Consider the following 25,199-nt stretch of genomic DNA (forward strand, 5'->3'; position numbering starts at 1 on the left):
TGTACCTTTGTGAAATGTGCCCCTCCCTCTGTCCTTTTACCTGAGAGTTTACGCGGCAATACCGCTTGCCCCTTCGGTGGGTTGTCTGGCAACCGCTCTCCAGTTGGCGTCATAGAAATGTGCAGTAAGGAAGCCTGAGCGATTATGGGAGTTTGCGCCTTCGGCGGGAAAACCAGCGGTCTTCCGCTCTCCTGCAAGCGGCGCAGTATACGGGCTATTACCGGGCTCATCAACCAGCCATCAGAGAAAATGATGGCACGCCATGAAGCCGCGCACGCTGCCGTGACGTTACCGGCGTCTTTCTGCTACCATCGGGGAACGTTTTTTTAACAACGGCAGCGAATATGAAGTTTATCTCTTTTAATATTAATGGCCTGCGCGCCCGCCCTCACCAACTGGCCGCCATTATCGAACAACATCAGCCTGATGTTCTGGGGTTACAGGAAACCAAAGTCCACGATGATATGTTTCCGCTTGAGGACGTGAAAAAATTTGGCTATCACGTCTTCTACCACGGGCAAAAAGGCCATTATGGTGTCGCGCTGCTGACCAAATCGGAGCCGCTGGCCGTGCGGCGAGGCTTTCCCGGCGACGATGACGACGCGCAACGCCGTATTATCATGGCGGATATTCCAACCGCTTTAGGCACTCTGACCGTGGTCAATGGGTATTTTCCTCAAGGCGAAAGCCGCGACCATCCGGTTAAATTCCCTGCCAAAGTTCGTTTCTATCAAGATTTGCAAAACTACCTTGAGCAATATCATCGCCCTGACCAGCCGATACTGATCATGGGGGATATGAATATCAGCCCGACGGATAAAGATATTGGTATTGGCGAAGACAACCGCAAGCGTTGGTTACGCACCGGGAAATGCTCATTTTTGCCGGAAGAGCGCGAGTGGCTGGCGCGGCTGGAGCAATGGGGATTAGTCGATACCTTTCGTGCAGCCCACCCCGACATTCTGGACCGCTTTTCATGGTTCGATTATCGCTCTGCCGGATTCGATGATAACCGGGGCTTGCGTATCGATTTGATTATGGCCAGTGCGCCATTAGCCAGCCGCTGCCAGGCGACGGGTATCGACTACGCCATTCGCGCGATGGAAAAACCCTCCGACCATGCGCCGGTGTGGGCAGAGTTTTCGCTCTAGTCAGCCGCGTTTTGAAAAAAACCACGGTGCAACCCTGTTGCCCGTGGTCATTATGCTGAAGAGGTGACGCAGCCCTGCGTCACATTATTGCCCTTCACGTAAGATTCGCCAGAGCAGATTGTTGGTGCCCAGATTCGCTTTATCTCGCTGGCATTGCAGCAAGACCCCTTCGGCTTTAATCACCGCACCTTCAGAATAGTTCCGGTTCTGATAAATACAGCAGCTCATACAATGTGGCTGCGATTCGTGCGTTGTAGTGGCCGCACCATTGCCCCATACCACCTGTGGCGGAACCGGCACCACGACCTCGGTATTGGTAGCCCCCATCGTCGATGTGGCATTTCCCGCCTGGGAGTTACCGCTCACCGCGCCCGCATTAGCATGATTACCGGGCAACACCACCGGATTGCCCTGCGTAATCACGGTAGTTTGTGATGCGGCGAATACCCATGTCGCCATCAGTAAACCGGTTGCTGTCAGAACACTGCCCCATACTTTCATCAGTGTGACTCCTTCTTGGTGGCTGAACGCGAGTGGGTTGAACGAGAGGCACCGCGTTTACGCGTGGCAGACCGAGCCGGTTTTGCCGGTGGCAGCCCGCGAAAAGCAGCCACATTACCGCCTGCGCGAACGTGTTGAATCAGTTCATACAACGACTGTGTCAACGGTTGCATGAAGTCCTGATAGCGGCACCGCTTTTCGCTTATCTGCGTCAGCGTTGCCTCCCAATGCGCCGTCATATCCGGCTGGGCAGCAACCTGCGGCAGCGCATGAATCAACGCCTTACCCGTTTCTGTTGCATGAATATAGCGCCCTTTTTTCAGCAAAAATGCGCGTTTAAACAATAATTCGATAATACCTGCACGGGTCGCTTCCGTACCCAAACCATCAGTATCACGCAGGATTTTTTTCAGTGCCTTGTCTTGTACAAAACGCGCAATCCCGGTCATCGCCGCCAGCAGCGTGGCATCCGTAAAGGGTCTTGGCGGCTGTGTTTGCCGGGCAACCACCTCGCCTCGCTCACATAGCAATTCATCGCCTTTGGCCACCACCGGCAGCGGCATACCTTCATTTTCCTCGTCGCGCTCTTTGCTCCCAAGCAGCGTTCGCCACCCTGCTTCAGCCAGAAAACGCGCTTTCGCCACGAACTTGCCTCCGGCGATATCCAGCTCGATAACACATTTACGGAACACCGCATCGGCACAGAATTGCATCAGATATTGCCGGGCAATCAGCCCGTAGATCTGCTGCTCGGCTTCACTGAGCGCCGTGCGCGAGCTGCGCGCCGTCGGGATGATAGCGTGATGCGCGTCTACCTTGCTGTCGTCCCAACACCGGTTTCGCCGCGAGGGGTCAACCACCGGCTGCGGTAACAGATTCGGCTGATGCGCGGCGATGGCATTCAATACCGCCTCTCGACCGGCAAAATGCTCTGCGGGCAAATAGCGGCAGTCAGAGCGTGGATACGTGATTAACTTATGGGTTTCATACAACCGCTGGCAAATATCCAACACCTGTTGGGCACTGAGTGCAAACCGTCTGGCCGCTTCAATTTGCAATACCGACAGTGAATATGGCAGCGGCGCGCCCTCAGACTCGCGTTTATCGTTATACGAGGTCACGGCGGCAGGTTGCCCTTCTATGCGCTTCACGACATGTTCGGCCAGTGGCCGATGCAGTAAACGCCCCTCCTCATCCTGATAGGGCTCGCAGGACTGACTGGGTTGCCACTGCGCGGTAAATTGCTCACCGGCCGGTGTAACAATATGCGCTTTGACGTCGAAATAATCCCGGGCAACAAAATTGTCTATCTCTTCATCCCGACGAACCACCAGCCCTAGCACCGGGGTTTGCACACGGCCCACAGACAATACGCCCTGATAACCCGCCTGTTGACCAAGCAGCGTATAGGCTCGGGTCATATTAATGCCGTATAACCAATCCGCGCGGGAGCGCGCAAGCGCTGAGACACTGAGCGGAATAAACTCCCGGTTTTCGCGTAAACGGGCGACGGCACGGGCGACGGCCTGCGGATTGAGATCATTGACCAAACAGCGACGCGCCTGCTGGCGCTTTCCTTCCGGCACCGCCAGATATTTGAGCACCTCATCAACCAGCAATTGGCCTTCACGATCGGGGTCTCCGGCGTGAATAATCTCATCGGCTTTCGTTACCAATGATTTGATAACATTGAGCTGTTTACTGACTTCCGCCCGTGGCTGTAGCCGCCACTCCTGCGGCACGATAGGCAAATCAGCCAGCGACCAGCGAGCATAACGGGCGTCATAGGCATCCGGTTGCGCCTGCTCCAGTAAATGCCCCACGCACCAGGTGACGACATCCCCATCGCCACAACGGATAAATCCATCGTGACGCTGGTGCGGTTTGGGCAACACATCTGCTATAGCGCGCGCCAAACTGGGCTTTTCCGCAATAAACAATCGCATATTTCACCGCAAGGCAAAAAGCCACAGACCGTTGCCCGGAAAAGGCATCGGCCTGCAACCCATCAAAACAGAAATTAGAAATAGCTGACAAATTTTGCGCTATCAACCGGTGTGACAGCGGCAGAGGCTTTAAGCTGGGGTGTACCGAGGTAGAGGAAGCCGACAATTTCATCCTGCGCACGACAGCCAAACGCATCGCGCACTACAGGGTGATGCGTCCATGCGCCGCTACGCCAGATACCGTTGAAACCTTGCGCTAATGCCGCCATTTGCATAGCGTGTACCGCGCATCCAGCCGATACGACCTGCTCCCAATGCGGCACTTTCGGGTTGTCTTCACAGTGGGCCACAACAGTGATGATCATCGGTGCCCGAAACGGTGCCTGACGCGCTTTTTCCACACCCGCATCATCCAGTTTGTCCTCTAGTGCCGCCGTTACAAGCACGTCGCTAAAGCGGGCCAGGCCATCATCCTGAATAATGGTGAAACGCCAGGGTTGTAGCGCGCCGTGGTCAGGCGCACGCAAGCCCGCACGTAAAATATTTTCCAGCACATCACCAGCCGGAGCTGGCGCAGCCAGACGCGAGGCAGAACGACGATTTAAGAGCAATTCCAGAGCATCCATCACATCTCTCCTGTCATGAAAACCGGTTGCCGATAAAGGCGGGACGATTGCGCGCCACGGTAGCACAGGTAGAAGATTTGTTACAAGTTACCTGCCAACGGGTGACAACTGACAAGATAAATAGCTGACATTTGAGTCGGTGCTCATTAGGATACCGCTGTGCTTGATATCGGGTTTGCAAAAAAAGCCCCCAAACGCAACACGTACTGCTTAAAAACCGTTTTCTGTTGATGGAGTGGACATGCGCACAATGTGGCGAGTTTTCAGTGGGTTATTCAGGATGACATGGCGTTTGCTGAATTTTATCCGCGAATTTATCCTCAATTTGTTTCTGGTGTTGCTGATCCTGATTGGCGTGGGTGTTTACAGCCAGTTTAAAACCTCGCCGACCGAGCCGGTCAAAGGGGCGCTGATGCTTGACCTGACAGGGGTTGTCGTCGATAAACCGTCCGTCAATAACAAGTTGCGCCAGTTTGGCCGCGAATTTTTCGGCGTTTCCGCCAGCAAGCATCAAGAAAATGCGCTATTCGATATCGTCGATAGCATCCGTCAGGCTAAGGACGACAGCAATATCACCGGAATGGTGATGGATTTGTCCGATTTCGTCGGCGCTGACCAACCCTCGTTGCAGTATATAGGTAAGGCGCTGCGCGAATTCCGCGATACCGGAAAACCCATCTTCGCGCTTGGCGATAGCTTTACCCAGTCACAATATTATCTGGCCAGTTTCGCCAACAAAATTTATCTGACACCCCAAGGCAATGTTGATCTACACGGGATTGCAACCAGCAACCTTTACTACAAAACACTGCTGGAAAAGCTGAATGTCTCTACGCATATCTTTCGCGTCGGCACGTATAAATCAGCGGTTGAACCTTTCTTGCGCGATGATATGTCTTCTGCGGCACGTGAAGCGGATAACCGCTGGCTTTCAGCCTTATGGCAGCACTATCTTGATACCGTTGCCGCCAATCGCCAGATAACCCCTCAGCAACTGTTTCCCGGAGCAGACACCCTCGTCAGCCGCCTGCGTCAACTTGAGGGTGACAGCGCCCGCTATGCGCTGGAGAATAAACTGGTTGATGACGTCGCGCCGCGCGCGGCAATTGAGCAGGTCTTCATTAAAACCTTTGGCTGGGATGCCAAAAATAAGCACTTTAACTTCACCAGTGTCTATCACTATACCGCGCCTGCGCCGGTGACGGATGACAACGAGATAGCCGTCGTCTTCGCCAGCGGCACCATTGTTGACGGTAACGAAACGCCGGGATACGTCGGCGGAGACACCACGGCTGCACAGATTCGGGACGCGCGTCTCGACCCGAAAGTCAAAGCGATCATTTTGCGCGTGAATAGTCCTGGCGGTAGCGTAACGGCGTCTGAGCGTATTCGTGCCGAGCTGATGGCAGCACGACAGGCAGGAAAACCGGTTGTGGTGTCAATGGGCGGTCTGGCGGCATCCGGCGGTTACTGGATTTCAACGCCCGCGAATACTGTCATCGCCAGCCCCAGTACCTTAACCGGTTCAATCGGTATTTTCGGCGTGATCACTACGTTCGAAAATACGCTGGATAATATTGGCGTACACACTGATGGCGTCTCAACATCGCCATTGGCTGAATTATCGCAAACCAAGGCGTTATCACCACAAATCAGCCAAATGATGCAACTGAGCATCGAACGGGGTTATCAAAACTTCATTTCGCTGGTTGCCCAGGCTCGCAAAAAAACGCCTCAGGAAGTGGATGACATCGCACAAGGGCATGTCTGGATTGGTAGTGACGCCAAAACGAACGGTTTGGTAGATCAGTTAGGCGATTTTGATGATGCGGTGAAGCAAGCGGCCGAACTTGCCAGGCTCGAGCATTATCAGTTGAGCTGGTTTAATGAACAGCAAGACCTGTTTGATGTGATGTTTAGCCAGGTTAAAGGTGCCGTCTATGCGATGCTGCCCGGCGCATTACAGGCCATGTTGCCCGCTCCCGTGGTACAACTGGCGCAAACCGTACAGACCCAAGCATCACTACTGGATGCGCTAAACGATCCGCAAAACCGCTACGCGCTGTGCCTGAGTTGCGCACAAGTTCGCTAATCATCATCTGTTACACAGCCCGGCTTTCGCCGGGCTGTTTTTCGTTCGTAAACCTTCTTATAATTTAATTTCACCATGTCGAGGGTGTTTCACTCACACCGGCGCATTGCCCCAACCAACAGAGCACAACACACACTATCCATGCACAAGAAATCTATTTACGTCGCATACACCGGCGGCACCATCGGTATGCAGCGTTCCGAACACGGCTACATTCCGGTTTCAGGCCACCTGCAACAGCAACTGGCGCAAATGCCGGAGTTTCATCGCCAGGAAATGCCTGCCTTTACCATTCATGAATACACGCCGTTAATTGACTCATCCGATATGACGCCATCCGACTGGCAATCGATTGCGAACGATATTCAACAGCATTATGACCAATACGACGGGTTTGTTATCCTGCATGGCACCGATACGATGGCGTTCACCGCGTCGGCACTCTCTTTCATGTTAGAAAATCTGTCTAAGCCGGTTATCGTGACAGGGTCACAAATTCCATTGGCCGAATTGCGTTCCGATGGGCAAACCAATTTGCTTAACGCGCTCTACGTTGCGGCGAATCACCCGGTCAATGAAGTCAGCCTGTTTTTTAATAACAAGCTGCTACGAGGCAACCGTACGACCAAAGCCCATGCCGATGGTTTTGATGCGTTCGCTTCCCCTAATTATCCACCGCTGCTTGAAGCAGGCATTCATATTCGACGCCTGACGCCGCCCTCGCCCCCCGCGCCAGAGAATACGCTGATCGTGCATCCGATTACCCCACAGCCTATCGGCGTGGTCACGATTTACCCGGGCATTTCCGCCGATGTAGTGAGAAATTTCCTGCGCCAGCCGGTAAAAGCGTTAATTTTGCGCTCTTATGGCGTAGGCAATGCACCGCAAAGCGCAGGCTTACTTGAAGAGTTACGACATGCCTCTGAACGCGGCATTGTCGTGGTCAATCTCACTCAGTGTATTTCCGGGCGAGTTAACATGGATGGCTATGCCACCGGCAATGCGCTGGCTCAGGCAGGCGTCATCAGCGGGTTTGACATGACCGTTGAAGCCGCGCTGACGAAACTGCATTATCTGTTAAGCAGAGAGGATCTCTGTGCTGAAAATATTCGCCAGTTAATGCAGCAAAACTTGCGTGGCGAACTGAGCGATAAGGACTGAGCATTTCTTCAGGCCTGCTATTATTTCAATCATAGCCCTCATCACCCACCCATCATCGGGACAAGCAGATCATGAACAGAGCACTACTGTTGGTGGATATTCAGAATGATTTCTGCGCAGGCGGCGCGCTGGCTGTCTCCGGCGGTGATGAGGTGGTAGCTGTCGCGAATCAGGCCATGCGTGCCTGCCAGCGTGCCGGTGTGCCCGTGATAGCGATTCAAGACTGGCACCCGGCCAGCCATCGCAGTTTTGCCATCAACTCCGGTACAAACGTGGGTGAAGTGGGCGAGCTGGAAGGATTACCGCAAGTATGGTGGCCGGTTCACTGTGTGCAACATAGCCCCGGAGCTGATTTTCACCCGAACCTGAATCGGGATGGAATAGCCTGGATTGTACACAAAGGCACCTACGAAAATATCGATAGCTATAGCGCTTTTTTCGACAACGACCACCGTACACATACCGCATTGCATGACTGGCTTTGCGCCAAAAACATTACCCATCTGACCATTATGGGGCTGGCAACCGATTACTGTGTCAAATTCACGGTACTGGATGCGCTTGAACTGGAATACCGCACCGAAATTCTGCTCGACGGATGTCGCGGAGTGAATCTGCGCCCCAAAGATAGCCAGCAAGCGCTTGACGTCATGGTCAAACATGGCGCAACGCTAACGACGTTGCCGCACTTTATTGCCTCCTTACAGCATCACGATAGCGCAGACGTTCTTTAACGCTGCGCGATACCGGGACTATACGACGTCATCCTGATTTGTCTGCGTGGCTTGTCTGCGCGACATCATTTGTCTGCATGACATCAGCGGCTAACCAACTCGCTTTTTAGTCTTGCGGTTTCAGCACGGCAATATTGCCGTTATCACTGTTGAAACGCTGCTTAAGCTCTTGCTTGCTCTTCATTTCAATTTCACCGCGCATGTTGATGGTCATGTGGTCTGCCTCTTGATTATGACGAGCCTGCCATAACATCACCATCTGTAATGAATTCTCTTTCTGCTGCGCAGTCAGCGCGACGCCATCGGGCCATTTTCCCAGTTCAACGGCCGTCATCAGCCGCTGATAAATTTCTGGCGTCATGCTGTTGATAACATCATCCAGTTCCATATTTTTCCCGCCTGAAGTCAAATTTTAGCTGAAACGTTTCAAGTCAATTTATTCTATTAGCCCGATTAACCATCGGTCGGTTGCCCGCTCTGCTCATCGATAAACCGCAGCGATGCAGAATTGACACAATAACGCTCACCGGTTGTTTCTGGCGGGCCGTCAGGAAACACATGCCCCAGATGCGCATCGCAATGCCCGCATCGGATCTCCACTCGATGCATGTGATGAGAATGATCGTCCAGATAGCGAACCGCCTCTGCAGAAATCGGGCGATCAAAGCTTGGCCAGCCGCAACCTGAATCATACTTGCTATCCGAATAAAAAAGCGGTTGCTGGCAGCATAAGCAGTGATAAACGCCAGTGCGTCGGTTATGCAGCAGGCGGCCGGTATAGGGGCTTTCTGTGCCTCGCTGTTGCGTCACGTAACGCTGTAACTCGGTTAATTCTTCCAGGTTTGGCTTAAAAGGCGTGCTCTTGGTCATTCGATGCCTACTAGAACAGGATTTTTTGTCAGTATGATGAAGCATAATTCTAACAAAAAGTTAACACCGCTACAGCCTATTTTGCCCGGCACATCAGCATGTGCAGAGAAGGCATTTTTAATTGTGATCATCATCACAATTACGTCGATGGCAGGTATTTCCCGGCTGGTTCATCCCCCTATCATTGAGTCAGGCGCTTTAATGAGGCTGATAGTGGTTTATCGCGCAACAGTTGTTCGGAGTTTTGACTTACCGCAATCATTGACACGATTCCGCTTGACGCTCAGTGAGGTTTTTGTAATTTTACAACCAACCTTTTATTCACAAACCAATAGCTGGTGGAATATATGACTATCAAAGTAGGTATCAACGGGTTTGGCCGCATTGGCCGTATCGTTTTCCGCGCTGCACAGGAACGTTCTGACATCGAAATCGTTGCTATCAACGATTTGCTGGATGCGGATTACATGGCATACATGCTGAAATATGACTCTACACATGGTCGTTTCAAGGGCACCGTTGAAGTGAAAGACGGTCATCTGGTTGTCAATGGCAAAACCATCCGTGTCACTGCTGAAAAAGATCCGGCTAACCTGAAGTGGAACGAAGTGGGTGTTGATGTTGTTGCTGAAGCAACCGGTATCTTCCTGACCGACGAAACCGCTCGTAAACACATTCAGGCGGGTGCCAAGAAAGTCGTTCTGACTGGCCCGTCCAAAGACGATACTCCGATGTTCGTTATGGGTGTTAACCACGCCTCTTACGCGGGTCAGGAAATCGTTTCTAACGCGTCTTGCACCACTAACTGCCTGGCGCCGCTGGCTAAAGTTATCAACGACAAATTCGGTATCGTTGAAGCACTGATGACAACGGTTCACGCAACCACCGCTACTCAGAAAACTGTTGACGGCCCGTCTCACAAAGACTGGCGCGGCGGTCGTGGCGCAGCTCAGAACATCATCCCGTCCTCTACCGGTGCCGCTAAAGCAGTAGGTAAAGTTATCCCGGCTCTGAACGGTAAACTGACTGGCATGGCGTTCCGCGTTCCGACTCCGAACGTCTCTGTGGTTGACCTGACTGCCCGTCTGGAAAAACCGGCAACCTACAAAGAAATCTGTGAAGCCATCAAAGCCGCTTCTGAAGGCGAACTGAAAGGCGTTCTGGGTTACACCGAAGATGACGTGGTTTCTACTGATTTCAACGGCGAAAAACTGACTTCTGTGTTCGATGCCAAAGCCGGTATCGCACTGAGCGACACCTTCGTGAAACTGGTTTCCTGGTATGACAACGAAACTGGCTACTCTAACAAGGTGCTAGATCTGATCGCCCACATCTCCAAATAATGTGGCGATGAGCTAATAGATGAAAGGGCGACGTGGTCGCCCTTTTTTTATTGGTTGTACTCACGAAGATTCTCAAGGTAAACCTCACACCATGAACGAGAAAATTTATTCACTTCCCATCGATAACGCGATCACCCCGTATTTGAGTCAACGCCAGTTAGATCAACTGCCGATTATTGTTGTCGATCACCCACACGTTCGCGCCGCCGTGGCATTGCAAGGCGCTCACCTTCTCAGTTGGCAGCCGGTTGGCGAGCACCCGGTGCTGTGGATCAGTGACAACACACCGTTTGAAACCGGCGTGGCTATTCGCGGTGGTGTGCCTATCTGTTTCCCTTGGTTCGGCCCGGCAGCACAGCCCAATCATGGTTTTGGACGGCTGATGGCGTGGGAATTTGCCTCTCATAGCGAGCAGGCTCAGGGAGTGACTCTGACCTTTACATTGCGAGATAACGAGCAAACCCGCGCCAGCTGGCCAAACGCGTTTACCGTACTGGCCCGTTTTCATCTGAGTGCACAAGAGTGTCATATGGAGCTTGAGTGCCACGGCGATTACAGCATCACCAGCGCGCTACACACCTATTTTGAAATTGGCGATATCAGTAAAATCCAGATCAGTGGCTTAGGTGAGACGTTCATCGACAAAGTCAACGATGGCAAAGTCAGCACGCAGCAAGGCAACCTGACATTTACCGATCGTACTGACCGCATTTATACCCAACCGTCACCTCTGAGCACCATCGAAGACCCGGCGCTGCAACGCACTATCGAAGTGCATCACAGCCATAACAGTGATGTGGTCGCCTGGAACCCAGGTGCCGAACTTTCACGCACCATCACAGACATGACTGACGAGGGCTATAAAACATTTGTCTGCGTTGAAACCGCACAGGTCACTCAGCCATTTGTTGCAACCACCCAGACCCCGGCTCGGCTATCTACACGCATTCGTCTGCGTAAATAACACGCAGAATCAGATAGGAATGCTGGCTAACGGCCAGCATTCTATTGTCCCTAAACACTTCCCGCCAATCGCAGCGCTACACCACATCCAACGGTTGTTTATTACGCGGTGCAGGATAGGCGTTATCCAGACGGGCGATATCTTCTGGTGACAACGTCACTTGCAATGCAGCCGCATTCTGCCTGACATGGGCCAACGTGCTTGCTTTGGGAATGGCTATCACGCCGGGATGACGAATCACCCACGCCAGTAGCACCTGAGCCGGTGTCACGCCCAGTTGCTGCGCGATATCCACGACGTTTCGATGGCGCATCAGGTCGTGACGCAACTGCCCGGCTTGCGCCAGTGGGCAATATGCCATTACCGGCATGTTGTGTTGCTGACACCAGGGGAGCAGATCGTATTCAATCCCTCTCGACCCCAGGTGGTATAACACCTGATTAGTCTGACACTGCGAAGCCCCGCGATACCCCCACAGTTCCTCCATATCGGCCACGTCCAGATTAGATACGCCCCACTGGCCAATTTTCCCTGCCTGCTGGAGTGCCTCCATCGCAGCAATGGTATCCGGTAACGGAATACCGCCACGCCAATGTAACAGGTATAAGTCAATGCGTTCAGTCTGTAAGCGCTTTAAGCTCGCCTCACACGCGGCAATCGCCCGTGCGCCACCTGCATTATGCGGATACACTTTTGACACCAGATAGACGTTATCCCGACGGCCACGAATCGCCTCACCGACAACCCGCTCGGCGCCACCATCGGCATACATTTCAGCGGTATCTATCAGCGTCATGCCAAGATCAATCCCCGCCTGTAATGCACTCACTTCATTGTGCCGCTCGTGAGTGCTCTCCCCCATAAACCAAGTGCCCTGACCTATTGCCGGCACAGCGGTGCCGTGCGCAAACATCACCTGTTTTTCCATCATGTCTCCTCCCTTCATCAGTGTAATCAACAACGCACGCACTGTTTATGGGCAAACAGACCAAGGTTGCACGCTTTCCATGCGGCATATCGACAAAGGCGGGGCATCAACAAACACCTTCATCTCATCACCCCACATCTGCACCTTTCTCTGTCTCTCTGTCTCTCTGTCTCTCTGTCACACCATTTGCATCACAACACCGCACTATCGCCATTCCCCCATGCCCATCCCTCCATGCAATGAAAAACCCATGCCGTTTTGCTCTGCGCCACATCACATTACAGAAAGAGAAACATAAGTTATAACGCTTTCGTCTGTTCAACGTAACACCGCGTCAGACCGGCGCTAGCACGCTGTTTTGCCGGTCGCTGCCGAAGTGAGTCATTGAAATATCTTAAAATTACGAGGTAAGAATAGAGGAAATTTTATGGATGCAAACTACGCTTTAAACAAGGATGCGGATTTCTTCTGGCTATGCCAAGGTGCGGTCGCCCCGCACAGCCCGGATACCACGAAGTTGGCATAAGGGTTGCTGTATTCAGTCAAAGAGATCCTCTTCCGGGAGAGCCACTCATTACATAGGCCTTATGCATACCATTCGCTCTCTTACTCTGTGTTAATCGACGAAGGACGGGCTACGCTATGAACATATTTGATCATTTCCGTCAGCGCTATGACGCTGCCAAGGACGAAGAGTTCTCGCTACAGGAATTCCTTACCATCTGCCAGCAAGACCGCAGCGCGTATGTGAATGCCGCAGAGAGATTGTTAATGGCCATCGGTGAGCCTGTCATGGTAGACACCGCTCAGGAACCGCGTCTGTCTCGTTTGTTTTCTAACCGGGTAATCGCCCGCTACCCTGCCTTTGAAGAATTTTATGGCATGGAAGAGGCCATCGAGCAGATAGTCTCTTACCTGAAGCATGCTGCGCAGGGTCTTGAAGAGAAGAAACAGATCCTCTATTTGTTAGGCCCGGTCGGTGGCGGTAAATCTTCTCTGGCAGAGCGGCTGAAAGCACTGATACAGCGGGTGCCGATTTATGTGTTAAGCGCTAATGGCGAGCGCAGCCCGGTCAACGATCACCCTTTGAGCCTGTTTAATCCGCAGGAAGATGCCGCTATTCTGGAAAAAGAGTACAACATTCCACGTCGGTATTTGGGCACCATCATGTCCCCCTGGGCAGCCAAGCGCTTACAAGAGTTCGGCGGGGACATCACTAAATTCCGCGTTGTTAAAGTCTGGCCATCGATTCTGGCGCAACTGGCTATCGCAAAAACCGAGCCGGGGGATGAAAACAATCAGGATATCTCTGCGTTGGTCGGTAAAGTAGACATTCGTAAACTTGAGCACTTCGCGCAAAACGACCCCGATGCCTACGGTTACTCCGGTGCGCTATGCCGCGCCAACCAAGGCGTGATGGAGTTTGTGGAGATGTTCAAAGCACCGATCAAGGTGTTGCACCCTCTGCTGACGGCCACGCAGGAGGGGAATTATAACGGTACTGAAGGGATTGCCGCCCTGCCATTCAACGGCATCATTCTGGCGCACTCCAACGAATCAGAATGGGTGCAATTCCGTAACAACAAAAACAATGAAGCCTTCCTTGACCGTGTTTACATCGTCAAAGTGCCTTATTGCCTGCGCGTCTCGGAAGAGGTCAAGATTTACGACAAATTGCTGCAAAACAGTGAGTTGAGTCGTGCGCCCTGCGCCCCCGGCACACTGGAAACATTGGCTCGTTTTTCAATCTTGTCCCGACTGAAAGACCCGGAAAACTCCAGCATGTACTCGAAAATGCGGGTCTATGACGGAGAAAGCCTGAAAGATACCGACCCGAAAGCCAAATCTTATCAGGAGTATCGTGATTACGCTGGGGTCGATGAGGGTATGAAAGGCTTGTCCACCCGTTTTGCCTTTAAAATCCTCTCGCGCGTATTCAACTTTGACCACAGCGAGGTGGCCGCCAACCCTGTTCACCTCTTTTATGTGCTGGAGCAGCAAATCGAACGGGAGCAGTTCCCGCAAGATATCGCGGAGAAATACCTGGAGCACCTGAAAGGGTATTTAATTCCTAAATATGCTGAGTTCATTGGTAAAGAGATCCAAACGGCTTACCTTGAATCCTATTCTGAATACGGCCAAAACATTTTTGACCGCTATGTGACCTATGCTGATTTCTGGATTCAGGATCAAGAATACCGTGATCCTGATACCGGGCAGTTATTCGATCGCGAATCACTGAATGCGGAACTTGAGAAGATCGAGAAACCGGCAGGCATTAGCAATCCCAAAGATTTCCGTAACGAAATCGTCAATTTCGTTTTGCGCGCCCGCGCCAACAACAATGGCCGCAACCCGAACTGGACAAGCTATGAGAAGCTGCGCACGGTCATTGAGAAGAAGATGTTCTCCAACACGGAAGAATTACTGCCGGTGATTTCGTTTAACACCAAGACATCAACGGAAGAGCAGAAAAAACACGATGATTTTGTCGACCGGATGATGGAAAAAGGCTACACCCGCAAGCAAGTCCGTTTACTGTGTGAATGGTACCTGCGCGTGAGGAAATCGTCCTGATGCCATACATCGACAAGTCATGTCGTTTGGGGGAAACATGGCCTATTTTATTGATAGGCGTTTGAACGGCAAAAATAAAAGCGCGGTTAATCGCCAGCGCTTTTTGCGCCGTTACAAATCGCAGATAAAACAGTCGATTGCCGGGGCCATCAACAAGCGTTCAGTGACTGATGTTGATAACGGGGAGTCTATCTCTATCCCCAATACTGACATCAGTGAACCCATGTTCCATCAGGGCCGAGGTGGCGTGCGCCACCGGGTTCATCCCGGTAACGATCATTTTGTACAAAATGACAAAATTGAACGACCGCAAGGGGGCGGAGGGAGCGGCGGCTCAGGCCAGGGTAATGCCGGGCAGGACGGCGAAGGTCAAGATGACTTTGTTTTCCAGATTTCAAAAGACGAATATCTCGATTTACTGTTTGAGGATCTGGCGCTACCTAACCTGAAAAAAACTGAACACCGTCAATTAAATGAGTATAAAACCCACCGGGCTGGCTTTACCTCTAACGGTGTGCCAGCCAATATCAGCGTCGTGCGCTCACTACAGAACTCGCTGGCCCGCCGCATGGCAATGACAGCGGGGAAACGGCGCGAACTGCACCAGCGTGAGGAGGAATTGGCATTACTGGAAAATACCGAACCGGTACAATTGCTGGAAGAGGAGAAATTACGCCAGGAAATCGCCGAATTGCGCCAGCGTATCGCCCGGGTGCCGTTTATTGATACGTTCGATTTACGCTACAAAAATTACGAGCGACGGCCTGAGCCATCAAGCCAGGCGGTGATGTTCTGTCTGATGGACGTCTCCGGCTCAATGGATCAAGCCACCAAGGATATCGCCAAGCGTTTCTACATTCTGTTGTACCTGTTTCTCAGCAGAACATACAAAAATGTCGAGGTGGTTTACATCCGCCACCATACGCAGGCCAAAGAAGTGGATGAACAAGAGTTCTTTTATTCGCAAGAAACCGGCGGCACCATTGTATCAAGCGCCCTGAAACTGATGGAGGAAGTGGTTAAAGCGCGTTACAACCCAGCACAGTGGAACATTTACGCCGCGCAAGCATCGGATGGCGATAACTGGGCCGATGACTCCCCACTCTGTCGGGAATGGTTAGCCACACGATTACTGCCGTTCGTACGCTATTACAGCTACATCGAAATTACTCGCCGTTCGCACCAAACGCTGTGGCGAGAGTATGAGGCGTTGCAGGAGAAATTCGATAATTTTGCCATGCAGCACATTCGCGACCAGGATGACATCTACCCGGTATTCCGCGAAATCTTTCACAAGCAAACGGTTAATAATTGAACGGTTGATGGGGTAATGCCCAAACAGCCTTACAAACAATAAACAGCCAGCAACGTATGACGTGCTGGCTGTTTTTCTTTTACAAGCCCCGTTCGATAGTCGTCCATTCAATGATGGTGTCCACCTGTAGTAGCCCCTTGCCCAGAAGTGATTGCCCCAAAGCTTTTTTCGTATATGCGGAAATTTATTGTAGAGGCGAAAGCACCGCGTCCTTTCAGGACACCCATTAACGTCGATATCGAGAGTTTGGGTGGGATCATTACTACCAAGTGAACATGATCTGATTGCACATTCAATTCCAATATCTCGCAATCCTTCCTATTGCACTGTATGTAAATTGAACGATAAAGCGCTTTCCACACTGCTCCCGTTAAAATCTTATAGCAATATTTTGGTGTCCAAACCAAGTGATATTTGCAACGCCAAAACACATGTGCTGAACTTCTATAACTGCTCATGTCAGTGATTTCCTTCTTACTTGTGGTGAGTAAGATAAGAGCCTCTGGCATGGGCTTTCTTCAGGCTATAGCCTCACAGGAACAATCACCACCTCCCGAGGAAGTGGTTTAAAGCTGACAATAAACCCAACAGCCACCGATGAAGATGACTGTTAGTTTTTTAACAACCGAATCAAGCAATAATTACCTTTTATGTCAATATAAAACAAGGTAACCGAACTCACTCACTATTCCTGCGTTTTTTAAAATCACCACTTAAGCCTTCTTTAAAATCTTACTTATGCCATTCTTAACAAAATACGCACACACAGTAGGAACAGAACAACCAATCAAGATATATACAGGCCATAAATATACATCCCTGTACGAAGCGGGCATCATTTCAATCACAGAAGAACTCGTTACACCAATAACCTTACTGTATATAACATCAAAAATCTTGAAGCATAAAAAATGGAAAGCCATAATTTCAAATGAATATTTTCCCATAACAGAAAATATTTTTGCAATTATAGCACCCCTTTCTTTTATTAATTTCGCCAGGTACATACATTGATATATACCAATCACTGATAATATATAGAAGCTATAAATCACAATCTGTTGCGCCCCTAAGGAAACATACTCCTTCATTTCATGCGTTAAGAAAATACTTATGAAAAAAAAGGCAGCAGCAATATACCATTTTAAATAATTTTCATAGTTCTTAACATAAACCCTCAAAAAATATGCCATAATAAACAAAGGAATGACAAATAAGGCAACATCTAGTCGCATTGGCAATATGTATTTTATAATCATTCGCTCATATCCCAATGTACAACAGAACAACCCCAATATTACAATAGCAATGTTTTTCATCAAATTGCTTTGGGTCCTCCGCCTAACAATATTCCCAAAATAGATTATCCCACCGAATATTGACGAAGAGAAAACCAAAGGCAAAACAAACCACGTAGCACCATATAAAAGATCAGAGTTAGTGAATGCAGCGCTATTTAGAATATAATTTCGAAAATCATAAAACGTCCAGTATACTAGTGACACGTTATATATATGAAAGTCTATAAGAAGATTATGAATCGAACCTAGAATGCCCGCATAAAGAACATATTTCGGATAGTTATTCTTAAATCTTCCCGCCAAGTTTAAAAATGGATTAAAACCATATTTACCTTCGCTATACAAAAAACCAGAAATGAAGAAAAAAAGAGCCAAATGATATGAATATACATATTTAAAAATAACGCTCCCCACTTCTGTGGAATGACCTATGACTATCGATAAAATCCCAACGCCTTTAAGTATGTCAATGTAATTGATGTTATTCCACTCTTTGTACATACAAACCCTTAAGTCAGAAAGCGATTTTTTATTTAATAAAAACAAAACGTTAACTATCTAATATTAAAACATTTCTATCCGCCATGCAATAACCCTCCGTCATTGCTAAACAACTTCAAAAAAATAGTCGTTATCGTCAATGGCGCTAGGCACACATTATGCGATCTGACAATCGCCAGACATCCTACATCACCGGCAGGACTGAGTTATACCGATAATAGCATTATGCATCCTAGGGGATACAGAACTACCCACACTCGTCGTCCCACAAAGGCGTCTTAATGACTTATTGATAACATATCTGATTTAAACCGGCGCTATTACAATCAACCGCTAAACAGCCAGTGGGTTGCTGTATGATGCGTGATTATTTATTGACTCACAATAAATTGCATATAGAATGCATCTTAAAGATTGTCATCACAATTATATGGAGCACCCGCAGCATGAATCTGGATAAATTCAAACATCAGCACACTGACATTCTCTCTCATATTGACCGGTTGCGTTTTCTTAGCAAAGCAGGCGTGACCCAGCATGCGCAGGATATCGCGCGTTTAATTGTCGAGATGAGCGCCATTATTAAACTGCACCTTTCGGCAGAAGACAGCGTGCTTTACCCCGCATTACAGCAGCATCACGATCCTGCACTGGCTATGATGGGACAAGCCTATCAGCAAGACATGGAAGACATTGCGGCGGAATACAACACTTTCTCTCGACGCTGGAACACGGCTGCCAGCTTATGTGGCAATGATGATGCGTTTCGTCAGGATGCCAACCGTGTTTTGCGGCGAGTGTACGAGCGCATGCAGCGTGAGAATCACGATTTTTATCCCCGCATCGCCAGCGCATAACATCAAACATGCGATCCCCGGTAACACCGGGGATCGGCGTCTTACGTCCTGCTACCCTTATTAATCAGCATGATATGGTAACGAGTGGTGAAATCAGATAGTGACATCAACGTCACTTCCCCGGTTTGATTATTACCGACAAACACGTGCTGCCCTGATTTTCCATAGACAGCTTTATAAATCAGCATAGGCACCGCAACGCCGCCGCCAATACGTTGCTCACTAAATAAAGCGCCGGTAACAACCCAGACCTCACCGTCCAGCAAAGCCTGCTGACGCACAGACGTTTCAATGCGTCGCCAGGCAATACGGTTTAATATCGGCAATTGAGGCGTGATATTCGCCATCGAGAATGATTCATACTGCGCGTGACTATCCGGCATATTACCCGCCGGCGTCATGTGTCCCTGATCATACCCCGAGTGTTGATAATCATCTGGCGTCGAGCGAACATCTATCGGCAGTGTTGATTCAACATGAAAGGTGTCTCGCCGCCTCAGTTGCTCTGCCGCACGGACTTTCTCCACCGTAAGGCGTTCAGCTGAAATTAATGGTGCTTTATATCGATGGCTGTAAAGCACCGCAAATTCAGCGAAACAGAGTGCCTCGTCATACTCAATGTCCGGTTGTTCATCATAAATAAACTTTCCAGGGCAAGATGAAGGAGCAGCACTGGCAACAGAACCCCACGCCAATATTATCAGTAACAGAAGGGCTCGCATCATCGCTATCAACCCTTATCTGTCATATCTTGATTTTGCGTTGCGGCCACACGATGAGGTGCCGAGGATAATGACAATTTTTGCTGGCGAATAAACTGGCTGATAACACCCAGCACCAATAAATACACACTGGCTTGACTCAATACATTTGGCGGCAGCATGGCCTTAATCTCTGCTGGCAGAGAAGACCAAAGCTGTAATACCTGATCCGGTAATGCTAATGCAATGGCGCCAAGCGAGGCGGCTGTATTACACAACCAAAAAGACCAGGTTTTAAAAATCAACCGCGCATGCGCAACAAATTCCAGTGAGGTATAACGCTGGCAAAGTAAGACGACCAACACACTTACCAACGCAAAAACAATGACACACAATAATTCCACCATCATGATGACTCCGAATAAATTGATAACACACCAAGGCAGAACAGCCGCGTTCTGCATTTTTGAATGCATTATTATCCGGTGTTATCACACATCAGCCTGCATATACCGAGTGCGTCTATGGCTGGCAGAACAATTAATACGGATTTAATCAAGACAATAATAATTACGTCACTGAGAAAACAGAGCCAGTGCGAATTATTATCAATACAGACATGAGTTTATTATTAGAAATAGAATAAAATTTATTGAGGTGATTCCATCGCGGGGAAGGTAACGATATTAACTGTGGCAGGAAAATATATGCGGCATTAGAAATGCGGCGGAAATATATCCGCCGCCAGCCTATTATCAGGCAGATGGCGCGACAGCTGACGCCATTTTTTTCAAATCCTGATCAATGAAGAACAACCCACCCTCTTGAGCATTGACCATACCCAATTTATCCAGAATCGATTTAAAGAGCTTCTCTTCTTCATGTTGTTCAGCCACATACCATTGCAGGAAATTAAACGTTGAATAGTCTTGCAATGTTATCGCTGCGTGAGCCAGTTCATTAATTTTCGATGTAATAAGCTGCTCATGCTCATAAGTCAGTTTGAAAACATCTTGCAGTGAGGCAAAATCAACCGGCGGAGCGGCTATCGCACCCAATACAGGCAAGCTGCCAGTATCATCAAGGTAATCAAATAGGCGCTGCATGTGTTCCATCTCTTCACGCGAATGCGACTTTAGAAATGCCGATGCCCCTTCAAAGCCTTTGTCACCACACCACGCGCTCATTTGCAGGTATAAATTAGCAGAATAAAACTCCAGATTAAGTTGCTCATTCAGCTTTTGAATCATTTCTTTTTTTAACATGGCGGTTCCCTATTTCTTACTGGCGGGTGAATGATGGACAGCATTATGCCTTTAACACCCAAAAATCGAAACAAAAAATTAACCAAAACAAGCAAAACATCACAGATACTCAAAGCATTATCATTTATTTTTGATAATGCTTTTCATTAAAAGTCTAAAAACCATAAGTGCATTTGATAATTATTTTCATTGTTAATTTTACTGTAGAGGAATTAGGAGAACAGCCGTTATTAAATGAAAACTTAAATTGGGGATAAGGTTGCAAAAAGGCTCACCAGTGCAATCACCCCTACCGCTAGCAGCCATTCGCTATATGTCACGTACAAAAAATAGCGGGTAGAATGCGCTGGCGCTTCACGAAAACGCGGCACGACCCAATAGCGATTGAACAACGCTAGCAGCACCATTATCACCACTAACAACACCTTCACCCCCAACAAGCCGCCATAAACAAGAGAGGCAGAAATAGGCCACCCAAGAATTAACAAGGTATTGATAACCCCCGTCACCACAACCAAGGCAACGGCAAGATGCCCATAATAAGAAAAACGCATCAGCGTTGTTATCGCCAAAGCACGGCACGCCGGGTTATGTGTATCACGCACAACCACCGCCAAAGGCGCTAATCCACCAAACCAGAAAGCCGCCGCCAATATATGCAATGCCTGATTGATACCATGAAAAAATGCGGGCCAGCCTTCTTGCATCGCGGCATGGCCCAGCCATGACGTTGCCAGCAGTTGCAGGACACAACACAACAATAACCAACGCGCATGACTGGCCCTTGGCCGGAACGCACCATAACAGGCCACCAACGCCAATAATGGCTGCCAGCGCCAAACCCGGCCAAATTCCGTACCAAGCATTGCGCGCCATGTCGCAATATCGGCAATATTCGCCTCGTCGCCACTCATCAGGCCAACTTGTAAGCACAAGATGCCCAGCGCGCTGGAAACAGCAATCAGACAACACACCCCGGTCACTATTCGCAACCGGCCAACCAGCCTTGCGCGGTAACTCAGCGGGGCCAGCCCACCCGCCAGACACCCCACACCAGCCAGTAACATCACACTGGTGAAATAAAGCCCTCGCAATAGAACATACCCAAACGCCAACGCTGCCATTTATTTGACAGAAAACCGGTAACTTCCCGACGTTTTATGTCCATCAACAGAGAGCACGTGCCAATTCACCTGATAACTGCCGCTCACAAGCGTTTTATCCAGCGGTATCCGCAAGATATTTTTGTGTTCGTTATCCAGCACGGCATGACCGGTCTGAATCGACTGGCCATTAAGTGCCAGGGTGACGCCACTAAACGCAGGCTCAATATTTTCGGAAAACGTTAATGACAACGCGCTAAGGGGAGCCTCCACCGCCGCATCTGCTGCCGGGGTCTGGCTTTTCAGATGCGCATGCGCTAACGCCATCTGTGAACAAATCACCCCGGCAAGTAAAACCAGTCCGTTCAATCCAATGCGTGTCATAAATCGCCTGATGCCCAACATATATCGATCCTCAATTGGCTAACCGTTAGCTGGCGACGAGGATACGAGCCTTCTCTGCCGATGTCGAGGTAAGATAGGGTGACAGCATTTGCCATTTGCGCACTTCTGTTTTAATTTTGTCGCGCAATAAACAGGAGACCATTATGGGATACAATTTGGCTGAACGGCCTCACGAAGAAATGGAAAAAGTGAATGTGGATCTGGCGGCATCCAGCATCGCCTTTCGCGAACGCTATAACATGCCCGTCATCGCAAACGACGTTGAACAGCAGCAACCCGCGCATTTACGTAGCTATTTTCGTGATCGGGTACGTTATTATCGCGAGATTTCCCACCAGTTCTCTACTCTGCCTTATGACCCCAGCGGCAATAAATAACAGCATCATTATCAATATGTCTGGCGAGGGTGGCTCGTTGCCAAGGCAACCGTTACGGCCATTGTCACTCTGGCTGTGATAAACACATTTTTTACTTGCATCACGCCCCGAATGGGAGGTTAATAAACAGGCAAACCGACCTTTTACCAAGTGAGGCAAATGAAATGAGTAAAGGAATGGATAGCAAAAAGAACACCCGAAAAAAACCGCTAAAAACAGCGGCGCAAAAACGGGCAGAAAAACGAGCCAAGAAAGCACTACCTCAGGCTGAAAGCTAACGATTAAACGCCGCAATCACGGGTCTTAACACCCTGCGATCACCCTCTGCCTCATGACACACGGTGATCGCGATAGTCTCAAGCAGTGTGGCAATGCACTCACACCGCTTGACCCATCATTACAACGCCTTCACGCGATAAGACTGACTAGAAAAGTAAACTCCAGCGCAATGTCGTCAAATTGTGCTAACCGCCCGGATTTTCCTCCATGCCCGGCCCCCATATCGGTATGCAGCAACAGCAGGTTATCGTCCGTTTTCAGCTCTCGCAGCTTCGCGACCCATTTTGCCGGTTCCCAATATTGCACCTGAGAATCATGCAACCCGGTTGTCACCAGCATATGTGGGTAAGCCTGGGCCGTCACATTGTCGTAAGGGCTATAGCGGCGAATGACGTGATAATCCACCGCATCATTCGGATCCCCCCACTCATCGTATTCCCCTGTTGTCAGCGGAATAGACTCATCAAGCATCGTCGTTAACACATCAACAAAAGGAACCTGAGCAACCACACCTTTAAAAAGGGCAGGAGCCATGTTCACCACCGCCCCCATCAGCAGTCCCCCGGCACTTCCTCCCATCGCAAATACGTTTGCCGGATCGCCATAACCACGCGCCAGCAGCACCTGAGTGACGTCGATGAAATCGGTAAAACTGTTGAGTTTGTTAGACAGACGCCCCTGGTCGTGCCAGCGTTGCCCAAGCTCGCCGCCCCCACGAACATGCACCAGTGCATAGACAAAACCACGATCCAACAGGCTAAGACGACTGCTGCTAAAATCAGGATCGATACTGCTACCATAAGCGCCGTAGCCATACACGAGCAGGGGACTCTCTGCGAGCTTACACGCTTTGTGGTAAACCAGAGAAACCGGAACAGACTCACCATCGCTGGCCTGTATCCATAATCGTTCGCTGCGATAATGACTGGCATCGAACTGTTTTACTTCTGATTGTTTTAGCAATCGTTGCACACCGGTTGCCATATCCAACTCATACAGCGTGGTCGGCGTTGTCATAGAGGTATAACCGTAACGCAGTGTCGTGCAATGTGGCGATGGATTGTAACTCAACCAGGAGACATAAGCCGGGTCGTTAAAGACTATCGGATGAGAGACGCCGGTGAGCCAATGCACATAACGCAGTTGCGTAAGCCCTTGTTGACGCTCTTCAATGGCATACCACTCATCAAACAATGCAAACCCTTCAAATACGCTATCAGGCTGAGGGGCTATCAGTGTTTGCCAATTGCTCTCATCAGCATCCTTCGCCTGATAAAAACCAAATGTTTTCCCCACTCGATTTGAGCGAACATAAAACGCATCGCGGAAATGATCTATTTGGTATTCATGATCGGTGCGACGGGGCAAAAACACGTGCGGCCTGGCGGCTGGGTCTTGCGTATCAAGCAGCAATACTTCGCTGCTGGTTGTGCTATCGAGGTAAATTAAGATGTAACGCTCCGACGTGGTTTTATCCAGACTCAGATAAAACGCGTCATCCTGTTCCTCGTAAACCAGTTCATCCAGCGCAGGATCATCGCCTAAACGGTGGCGATACACTTGATATGCCAGCAATGTCTGGGGATGTTTGCGCACATAGTAAAAGGTTCGGGAGTCTGCGGCCCACTCGCTATCAGCTGAGACATTATCCAGGCAGTCTGGCAGCCATTCACCGGAAAACAGATCGCGAAAAGTTATCGCATACTGCCGACGGGAAAGCGCATCTTCCGCCACACTCATGAAGCGGTTATCCGGGCTGACAGCCAATGCGCCAAGATGATAAAACGTTTTTCCATGCGCCCGCTGATTCGCGTCCAGCAAGACTTGCCACTCGTCGCTCTGTTGCTCTGGCTGGCGCTGATAAATGGCATACTCGCAGCCAGGAACATAACGGCTCTGATAGCGATAGCCGCGCTTAACATAAGGCACGGATACATCTTCTGCCGGGATGCGCGCCACCATCTCATCGTACAATGTCTGACGCAGCCCCTCATGTGCAGCCATCGCCTGTTCACAGTAGCGATTCTCCTGCGTCAGCCAATCCAGCACCTCCGGGGAATGACGATTATCATCACGTAACCAGTAATAATTATCGATGCGCGTTTCGCCGTGCATCGTCATAAGGTGAGGCCGTTTTTCTGCTTGTGGCGCCTTCATTCAGGTGACTCCTTGTGTTCAACAACGTCTCTGACTCACCGAACA

At 49.9% G+C, this 25,199-nt stretch carries 24 protein-coding genes, 1 pseudogene and 1 riboswitch; of the genes and pseudogenes, 11 read left to right on the forward strand and 14 right to left on the reverse strand.

The window, feature by feature from the left end; genetic code table 11:
- Window positions 1-18 precede the first annotated feature (18 nt).
- Window positions 19-113: riboswitch (glycine riboswitch) on the reverse strand.
- Between the two features lie 231 nt (window positions 114-344).
- Window positions 345-1,151 (forward strand): exodeoxyribonuclease III, encoded by an 807-nt coding sequence (gene xthA / locus O1Q98_RS02155; RefSeq protein WP_125259596.1) that lies wholly within the window; start codon window positions 345-347, stop codon window positions 1,149-1,151.
- A gap of 84 nt (window positions 1,152-1,235) precedes the next feature.
- Here the strand turns inward: xthA and O1Q98_RS02160 are convergent, their stop codons facing one another.
- The 3 genes from O1Q98_RS02160 to O1Q98_RS02170 all read right to left on the reverse strand — a co-directional run bounded on the left by O1Q98_RS02160 (window position 1,236) and on the right by O1Q98_RS02170 (window position 4,224).
- A complete protein-coding gene (locus tag O1Q98_RS02160; RefSeq protein WP_416232418.1) occupies window positions 1,236-1,610 on the reverse strand; it encodes a DUF1496 domain-containing protein in 375 nt (124 codons plus the stop codon).
- 41 nt (window positions 1,611-1,651) lie between these two features.
- On the reverse strand, window positions 1,652-3,598 hold the full coding sequence (locus tag O1Q98_RS02165; RefSeq protein WP_125259598.1) for a DNA topoisomerase III: 1,947 nt from the start codon (window positions 3,596-3,598) through the stop codon (window positions 1,652-1,654).
- A gap of 74 nt (window positions 3,599-3,672) precedes the next feature.
- Entirely contained in the window at window positions 3,673-4,224 is a 552-nt protein-coding gene (locus O1Q98_RS02170) for an NAD(P)H nitroreductase (RefSeq protein ID WP_125259599.1), read from the reverse strand.
- A gap of 241 nt (window positions 4,225-4,465) precedes the next feature.
- Between O1Q98_RS02170 and sppA the strand changes: the two genes are divergently transcribed.
- The 3 genes from sppA (at window position 4,466) to pncA (ending at window position 8,211) form a co-directional block, all read left to right on the forward strand.
- Window positions 4,466-6,316 carry a signal peptide peptidase SppA gene (gene sppA / locus O1Q98_RS02175; RefSeq protein ID WP_125259600.1) on the forward strand — a complete coding sequence of 617 codons (1,851 nt, stop codon included), beginning with the start codon at window positions 4,466-4,468 and terminating at the stop codon, window positions 6,314-6,316.
- A gap of 141 nt (window positions 6,317-6,457) precedes the next feature.
- On the forward strand, window positions 6,458-7,477 hold the full coding sequence (gene ansA / locus O1Q98_RS02180; protein ID WP_125259601.1) for an asparaginase: 1,020 nt from the start codon (window positions 6,458-6,460) through the stop codon (window positions 7,475-7,477).
- Between the two features lie 71 nt (window positions 7,478-7,548).
- Entirely contained in the window at window positions 7,549-8,211 is a 663-nt protein-coding gene (pncA, locus tag O1Q98_RS02185) for a bifunctional nicotinamidase/pyrazinamidase (RefSeq protein ID WP_125259602.1), read from the forward strand.
- 106 nt (window positions 8,212-8,317) lie between these two features.
- Here the strand turns inward: pncA and O1Q98_RS02190 are convergent, their stop codons facing one another.
- Together O1Q98_RS02190 and msrB are read right to left on the reverse strand one after the other, a co-directional pair.
- Window positions 8,318-8,599: a YeaC family protein gene (locus O1Q98_RS02190; RefSeq protein ID WP_125259603.1), complete on the reverse strand. Its 282-nt coding sequence runs from the start codon at window positions 8,597-8,599 to the stop codon at window positions 8,318-8,320.
- Between the two features lie 65 nt (window positions 8,600-8,664).
- Entirely contained in the window at window positions 8,665-9,081 is a 417-nt protein-coding gene (msrB, locus tag O1Q98_RS02195) for a peptide-methionine (R)-S-oxide reductase MsrB (protein WP_125259604.1), read from the reverse strand.
- A gap of 33 nt (window positions 9,082-9,114) precedes the next feature.
- Between msrB and O1Q98_RS02200 the strand changes: the two genes are divergently transcribed.
- The 3 genes from O1Q98_RS02200 to O1Q98_RS02210 all read left to right on the forward strand — a co-directional run bounded on the left by O1Q98_RS02200 (window position 9,115) and on the right by O1Q98_RS02210 (window position 11,388).
- Window positions 9,115-9,432 carry a hypothetical protein gene (locus tag O1Q98_RS02200; RefSeq protein ID WP_125259605.1) on the forward strand — a complete coding sequence of 106 codons (318 nt, stop codon included), beginning with the start codon at window positions 9,115-9,117 and terminating at the stop codon, window positions 9,430-9,432.
- A complete protein-coding gene (gapA, locus tag O1Q98_RS02205) occupies window positions 9,429-10,424 on the forward strand; it encodes a glyceraldehyde-3-phosphate dehydrogenase (RefSeq protein ID WP_164512994.1) in 996 nt (331 codons plus the stop codon). The genes O1Q98_RS02200 and gapA overlap by 4 nt, the downstream gene beginning before the upstream one ends.
- Before the next feature lie 91 nt (window positions 10,425-10,515).
- Window positions 10,516-11,388 carry a D-hexose-6-phosphate mutarotase gene (locus O1Q98_RS02210; RefSeq protein ID WP_125259607.1) on the forward strand — a complete coding sequence of 291 codons (873 nt, stop codon included), beginning with the start codon at window positions 10,516-10,518 and terminating at the stop codon, window positions 11,386-11,388.
- Window positions 11,389-11,464: 76 nt separating this feature from the next.
- Here the strand turns inward: O1Q98_RS02210 and O1Q98_RS02215 are convergent, their stop codons facing one another.
- Window positions 11,465-12,316, reverse strand: coding sequence for an aldo/keto reductase (locus tag O1Q98_RS02215; RefSeq protein WP_125259656.1), 852 nt, complete (start codon window positions 12,314-12,316; stop codon window positions 11,465-11,467).
- 642 nt (window positions 12,317-12,958) lie between these two features.
- Between O1Q98_RS02215 and O1Q98_RS02220 the strand changes: the two genes are divergently transcribed.
- A complete protein-coding gene (locus O1Q98_RS02220) occupies window positions 12,959-14,893 on the forward strand; it encodes a PrkA family serine protein kinase (protein WP_125259608.1) in 1,935 nt (644 codons plus the stop codon).
- Between the two features lie 19 nt (window positions 14,894-14,912).
- The gene (locus O1Q98_RS02225; protein WP_205744259.1) at window positions 14,913-16,208 is read left to right on the forward strand and encodes a YeaH/YhbH family protein; all 1,296 of its coding nucleotides are present in this window, start codon (window positions 14,913-14,915) and stop codon (window positions 16,206-16,208) included.
- A 105-nt stretch (window positions 16,209-16,313) separates the two neighbouring features.
- Here the strand turns inward: O1Q98_RS02225 and tnpA are convergent.
- A pseudogene (tnpA, locus tag O1Q98_RS02230) lies at window positions 16,314-16,666 on the reverse strand (IS200/IS605 family transposase); the annotation flags it as partial.
- 255 nt (window positions 16,667-16,921) lie between these two features.
- On the reverse strand, window positions 16,922-18,010 hold the full coding sequence (locus O1Q98_RS02235; protein ID WP_125259610.1) for an acyltransferase family protein: 1,089 nt from the start codon (window positions 18,008-18,010) through the stop codon (window positions 16,922-16,924).
- Window positions 18,011-18,456: 446 nt separating this feature from the next.
- Here O1Q98_RS02235 and O1Q98_RS02240 point away from each other — a divergent pair, with 446 nt between their 5' ends.
- Window positions 18,457-18,867, forward strand: a complete 411-nt coding sequence (locus O1Q98_RS02240; protein ID WP_125259611.1) for a hemerythrin domain-containing protein — start codon at window positions 18,457-18,459, stop codon at window positions 18,865-18,867.
- Between the two features lie 41 nt (window positions 18,868-18,908).
- Here O1Q98_RS02240 and O1Q98_RS02245 read toward each other — a convergent pair whose 3' ends face one another.
- From O1Q98_RS02245 to copC, 5 genes are all read right to left on the reverse strand, one after another.
- Window positions 18,909-19,592, reverse strand: coding sequence for a DNA/RNA non-specific endonuclease (locus O1Q98_RS02245; RefSeq protein WP_125259612.1), 684 nt, complete (start codon window positions 19,590-19,592; stop codon window positions 18,909-18,911).
- 5 nt (window positions 19,593-19,597) lie between these two features.
- A complete protein-coding gene (locus tag O1Q98_RS02250; protein ID WP_205744260.1) occupies window positions 19,598-19,978 on the reverse strand; it encodes a DUF7940 domain-containing protein in 381 nt (126 codons plus the stop codon).
- 345 nt (window positions 19,979-20,323) lie between these two features.
- Window positions 20,324-20,833 (reverse strand): non-heme ferritin, encoded by a 510-nt coding sequence (ftnA, locus tag O1Q98_RS02255; RefSeq protein WP_125259613.1) that lies wholly within the window; start codon window positions 20,831-20,833, stop codon window positions 20,324-20,326.
- A 242-nt stretch (window positions 20,834-21,075) separates the two neighbouring features.
- Window positions 21,076-21,957 (reverse strand): copper homeostasis membrane protein CopD, encoded by an 882-nt coding sequence (copD, locus tag O1Q98_RS02260; protein WP_125259614.1) that lies wholly within the window; start codon window positions 21,955-21,957, stop codon window positions 21,076-21,078.
- Window positions 21,958-22,320, reverse strand: a complete 363-nt coding sequence (gene copC / locus O1Q98_RS02265) for a copper homeostasis periplasmic binding protein CopC (protein ID WP_125259615.1) — start codon at window positions 22,318-22,320, stop codon at window positions 21,958-21,960.
- Window positions 22,321-22,484: 164 nt separating this feature from the next.
- Here copC and O1Q98_RS02270 point away from each other — a divergent pair, with 164 nt between their 5' ends.
- A complete protein-coding gene (locus O1Q98_RS02270; protein ID WP_125259616.1) occupies window positions 22,485-22,718 on the forward strand; it encodes a DNA polymerase III subunit theta in 234 nt (77 codons plus the stop codon).
- Window positions 22,719-23,126: 408 nt separating this feature from the next.
- On the opposite strand, the gene O1Q98_RS02275 is transcribed toward O1Q98_RS02270, so the two are convergent.
- A complete protein-coding gene (locus O1Q98_RS02275; RefSeq protein WP_125259617.1) occupies window positions 23,127-25,154 on the reverse strand; it encodes a S9 family peptidase in 2,028 nt (675 codons plus the stop codon).
- Between the last annotated feature and the right edge of the window lie 45 nt (window positions 25,155-25,199).

It is taken from the genome of Dickeya lacustris (genome assembly GCF_029635795.1).
GTDB classification, from domain to species: domain Bacteria; phylum Pseudomonadota; class Gammaproteobacteria; order Enterobacterales; family Enterobacteriaceae; genus Dickeya; species Dickeya lacustris.

Coding starts and splice junctions, on each gene's coding strand:
- O1Q98_RS02165 (WP_125259598.1), bottom strand. CDS start 3,598: ATGCGATTGTTTATTGCGGAAAAGCCCAGTTTGGCGCGCGCTATAGCA.
- msrB (WP_125259604.1), bottom strand. CDS start 9,081: ATGACCAAGAGCACGCCTTTTAAGCCAAACCTGGAAGAATTAACCGAG.
- O1Q98_RS02160 (WP_416232418.1), bottom strand. CDS start 1,610: ATGGCGACATGGGTATTCGCCGCATCACAAACTACCGTGATTACGCAG.
- ansA (WP_125259601.1), top strand. CDS start 6,458: ATGCACAAGAAATCTATTTACGTCGCATACACCGGCGGCACCATCGGT.
- O1Q98_RS02200 (WP_125259605.1), top strand. CDS start 9,115: ATGATGAAGCATAATTCTAACAAAAAGTTAACACCGCTACAGCCTATT.
- O1Q98_RS02270 (WP_125259616.1), top strand. CDS start 22,485: ATGGGATACAATTTGGCTGAACGGCCTCACGAAGAAATGGAAAAAGTG.
- ftnA (WP_125259613.1), bottom strand. CDS start 20,833: ATGTTAAAAAAAGAAATGATTCAAAAGCTGAATGAGCAACTTAATCTG.
- O1Q98_RS02240 (WP_125259611.1), top strand. CDS start 18,457: ATGAATCTGGATAAATTCAAACATCAGCACACTGACATTCTCTCTCAT.
- O1Q98_RS02170 (WP_125259599.1), bottom strand. CDS start 4,224: ATGGATGCTCTGGAATTGCTCTTAAATCGTCGTTCTGCCTCGCGTCTG.
- O1Q98_RS02225 (WP_205744259.1), top strand. CDS start 14,913: ATGTCGTTTGGGGGAAACATGGCCTATTTTATTGATAGGCGTTTGAAC.
- O1Q98_RS02210 (WP_125259607.1), top strand. CDS start 10,516: ATGAACGAGAAAATTTATTCACTTCCCATCGATAACGCGATCACCCCG.
- O1Q98_RS02250 (WP_205744260.1), bottom strand. CDS start 19,978: ATGATGGTGGAATTATTGTGTGTCATTGTTTTTGCGTTGGTAAGTGTG.
- gapA (WP_164512994.1), top strand. CDS start 9,429: ATGACTATCAAAGTAGGTATCAACGGGTTTGGCCGCATTGGCCGTATC.
- copD (WP_125259614.1), bottom strand. CDS start 21,957: ATGGCAGCGTTGGCGTTTGGGTATGTTCTATTGCGAGGGCTTTATTTC.
- pncA (WP_125259602.1), top strand. CDS start 7,549: ATGAACAGAGCACTACTGTTGGTGGATATTCAGAATGATTTCTGCGCA.
- copC (WP_125259615.1), bottom strand. CDS start 22,320: ATGACACGCATTGGATTGAACGGACTGGTTTTACTTGCCGGGGTGATT.
- O1Q98_RS02215 (WP_125259656.1), bottom strand. CDS start 12,316: ATGGAAAAACAGGTGATGTTTGCGCACGGCACCGCTGTGCCGGCAATA.
- O1Q98_RS02220 (WP_125259608.1), top strand. CDS start 12,959: ATGAACATATTTGATCATTTCCGTCAGCGCTATGACGCTGCCAAGGAC.
- O1Q98_RS02190 (WP_125259603.1), bottom strand. CDS start 8,599: ATGGAACTGGATGATGTTATCAACAGCATGACGCCAGAAATTTATCAG.
- O1Q98_RS02235 (WP_125259610.1), bottom strand. CDS start 18,010: ATGTACAAAGAGTGGAATAACATCAATTACATTGACATACTTAAAGGC.
- xthA (WP_125259596.1), top strand. CDS start 345: ATGAAGTTTATCTCTTTTAATATTAATGGCCTGCGCGCCCGCCCTCAC.
- O1Q98_RS02275 (WP_125259617.1), bottom strand. CDS start 25,154: ATGAAGGCGCCACAAGCAGAAAAACGGCCTCACCTTATGACGATGCAC.
- sppA (WP_125259600.1), top strand. CDS start 4,466: ATGCGCACAATGTGGCGAGTTTTCAGTGGGTTATTCAGGATGACATGG.
- O1Q98_RS02245 (WP_125259612.1), bottom strand. CDS start 19,592: ATGATGCGAGCCCTTCTGTTACTGATAATATTGGCGTGGGGTTCTGTT.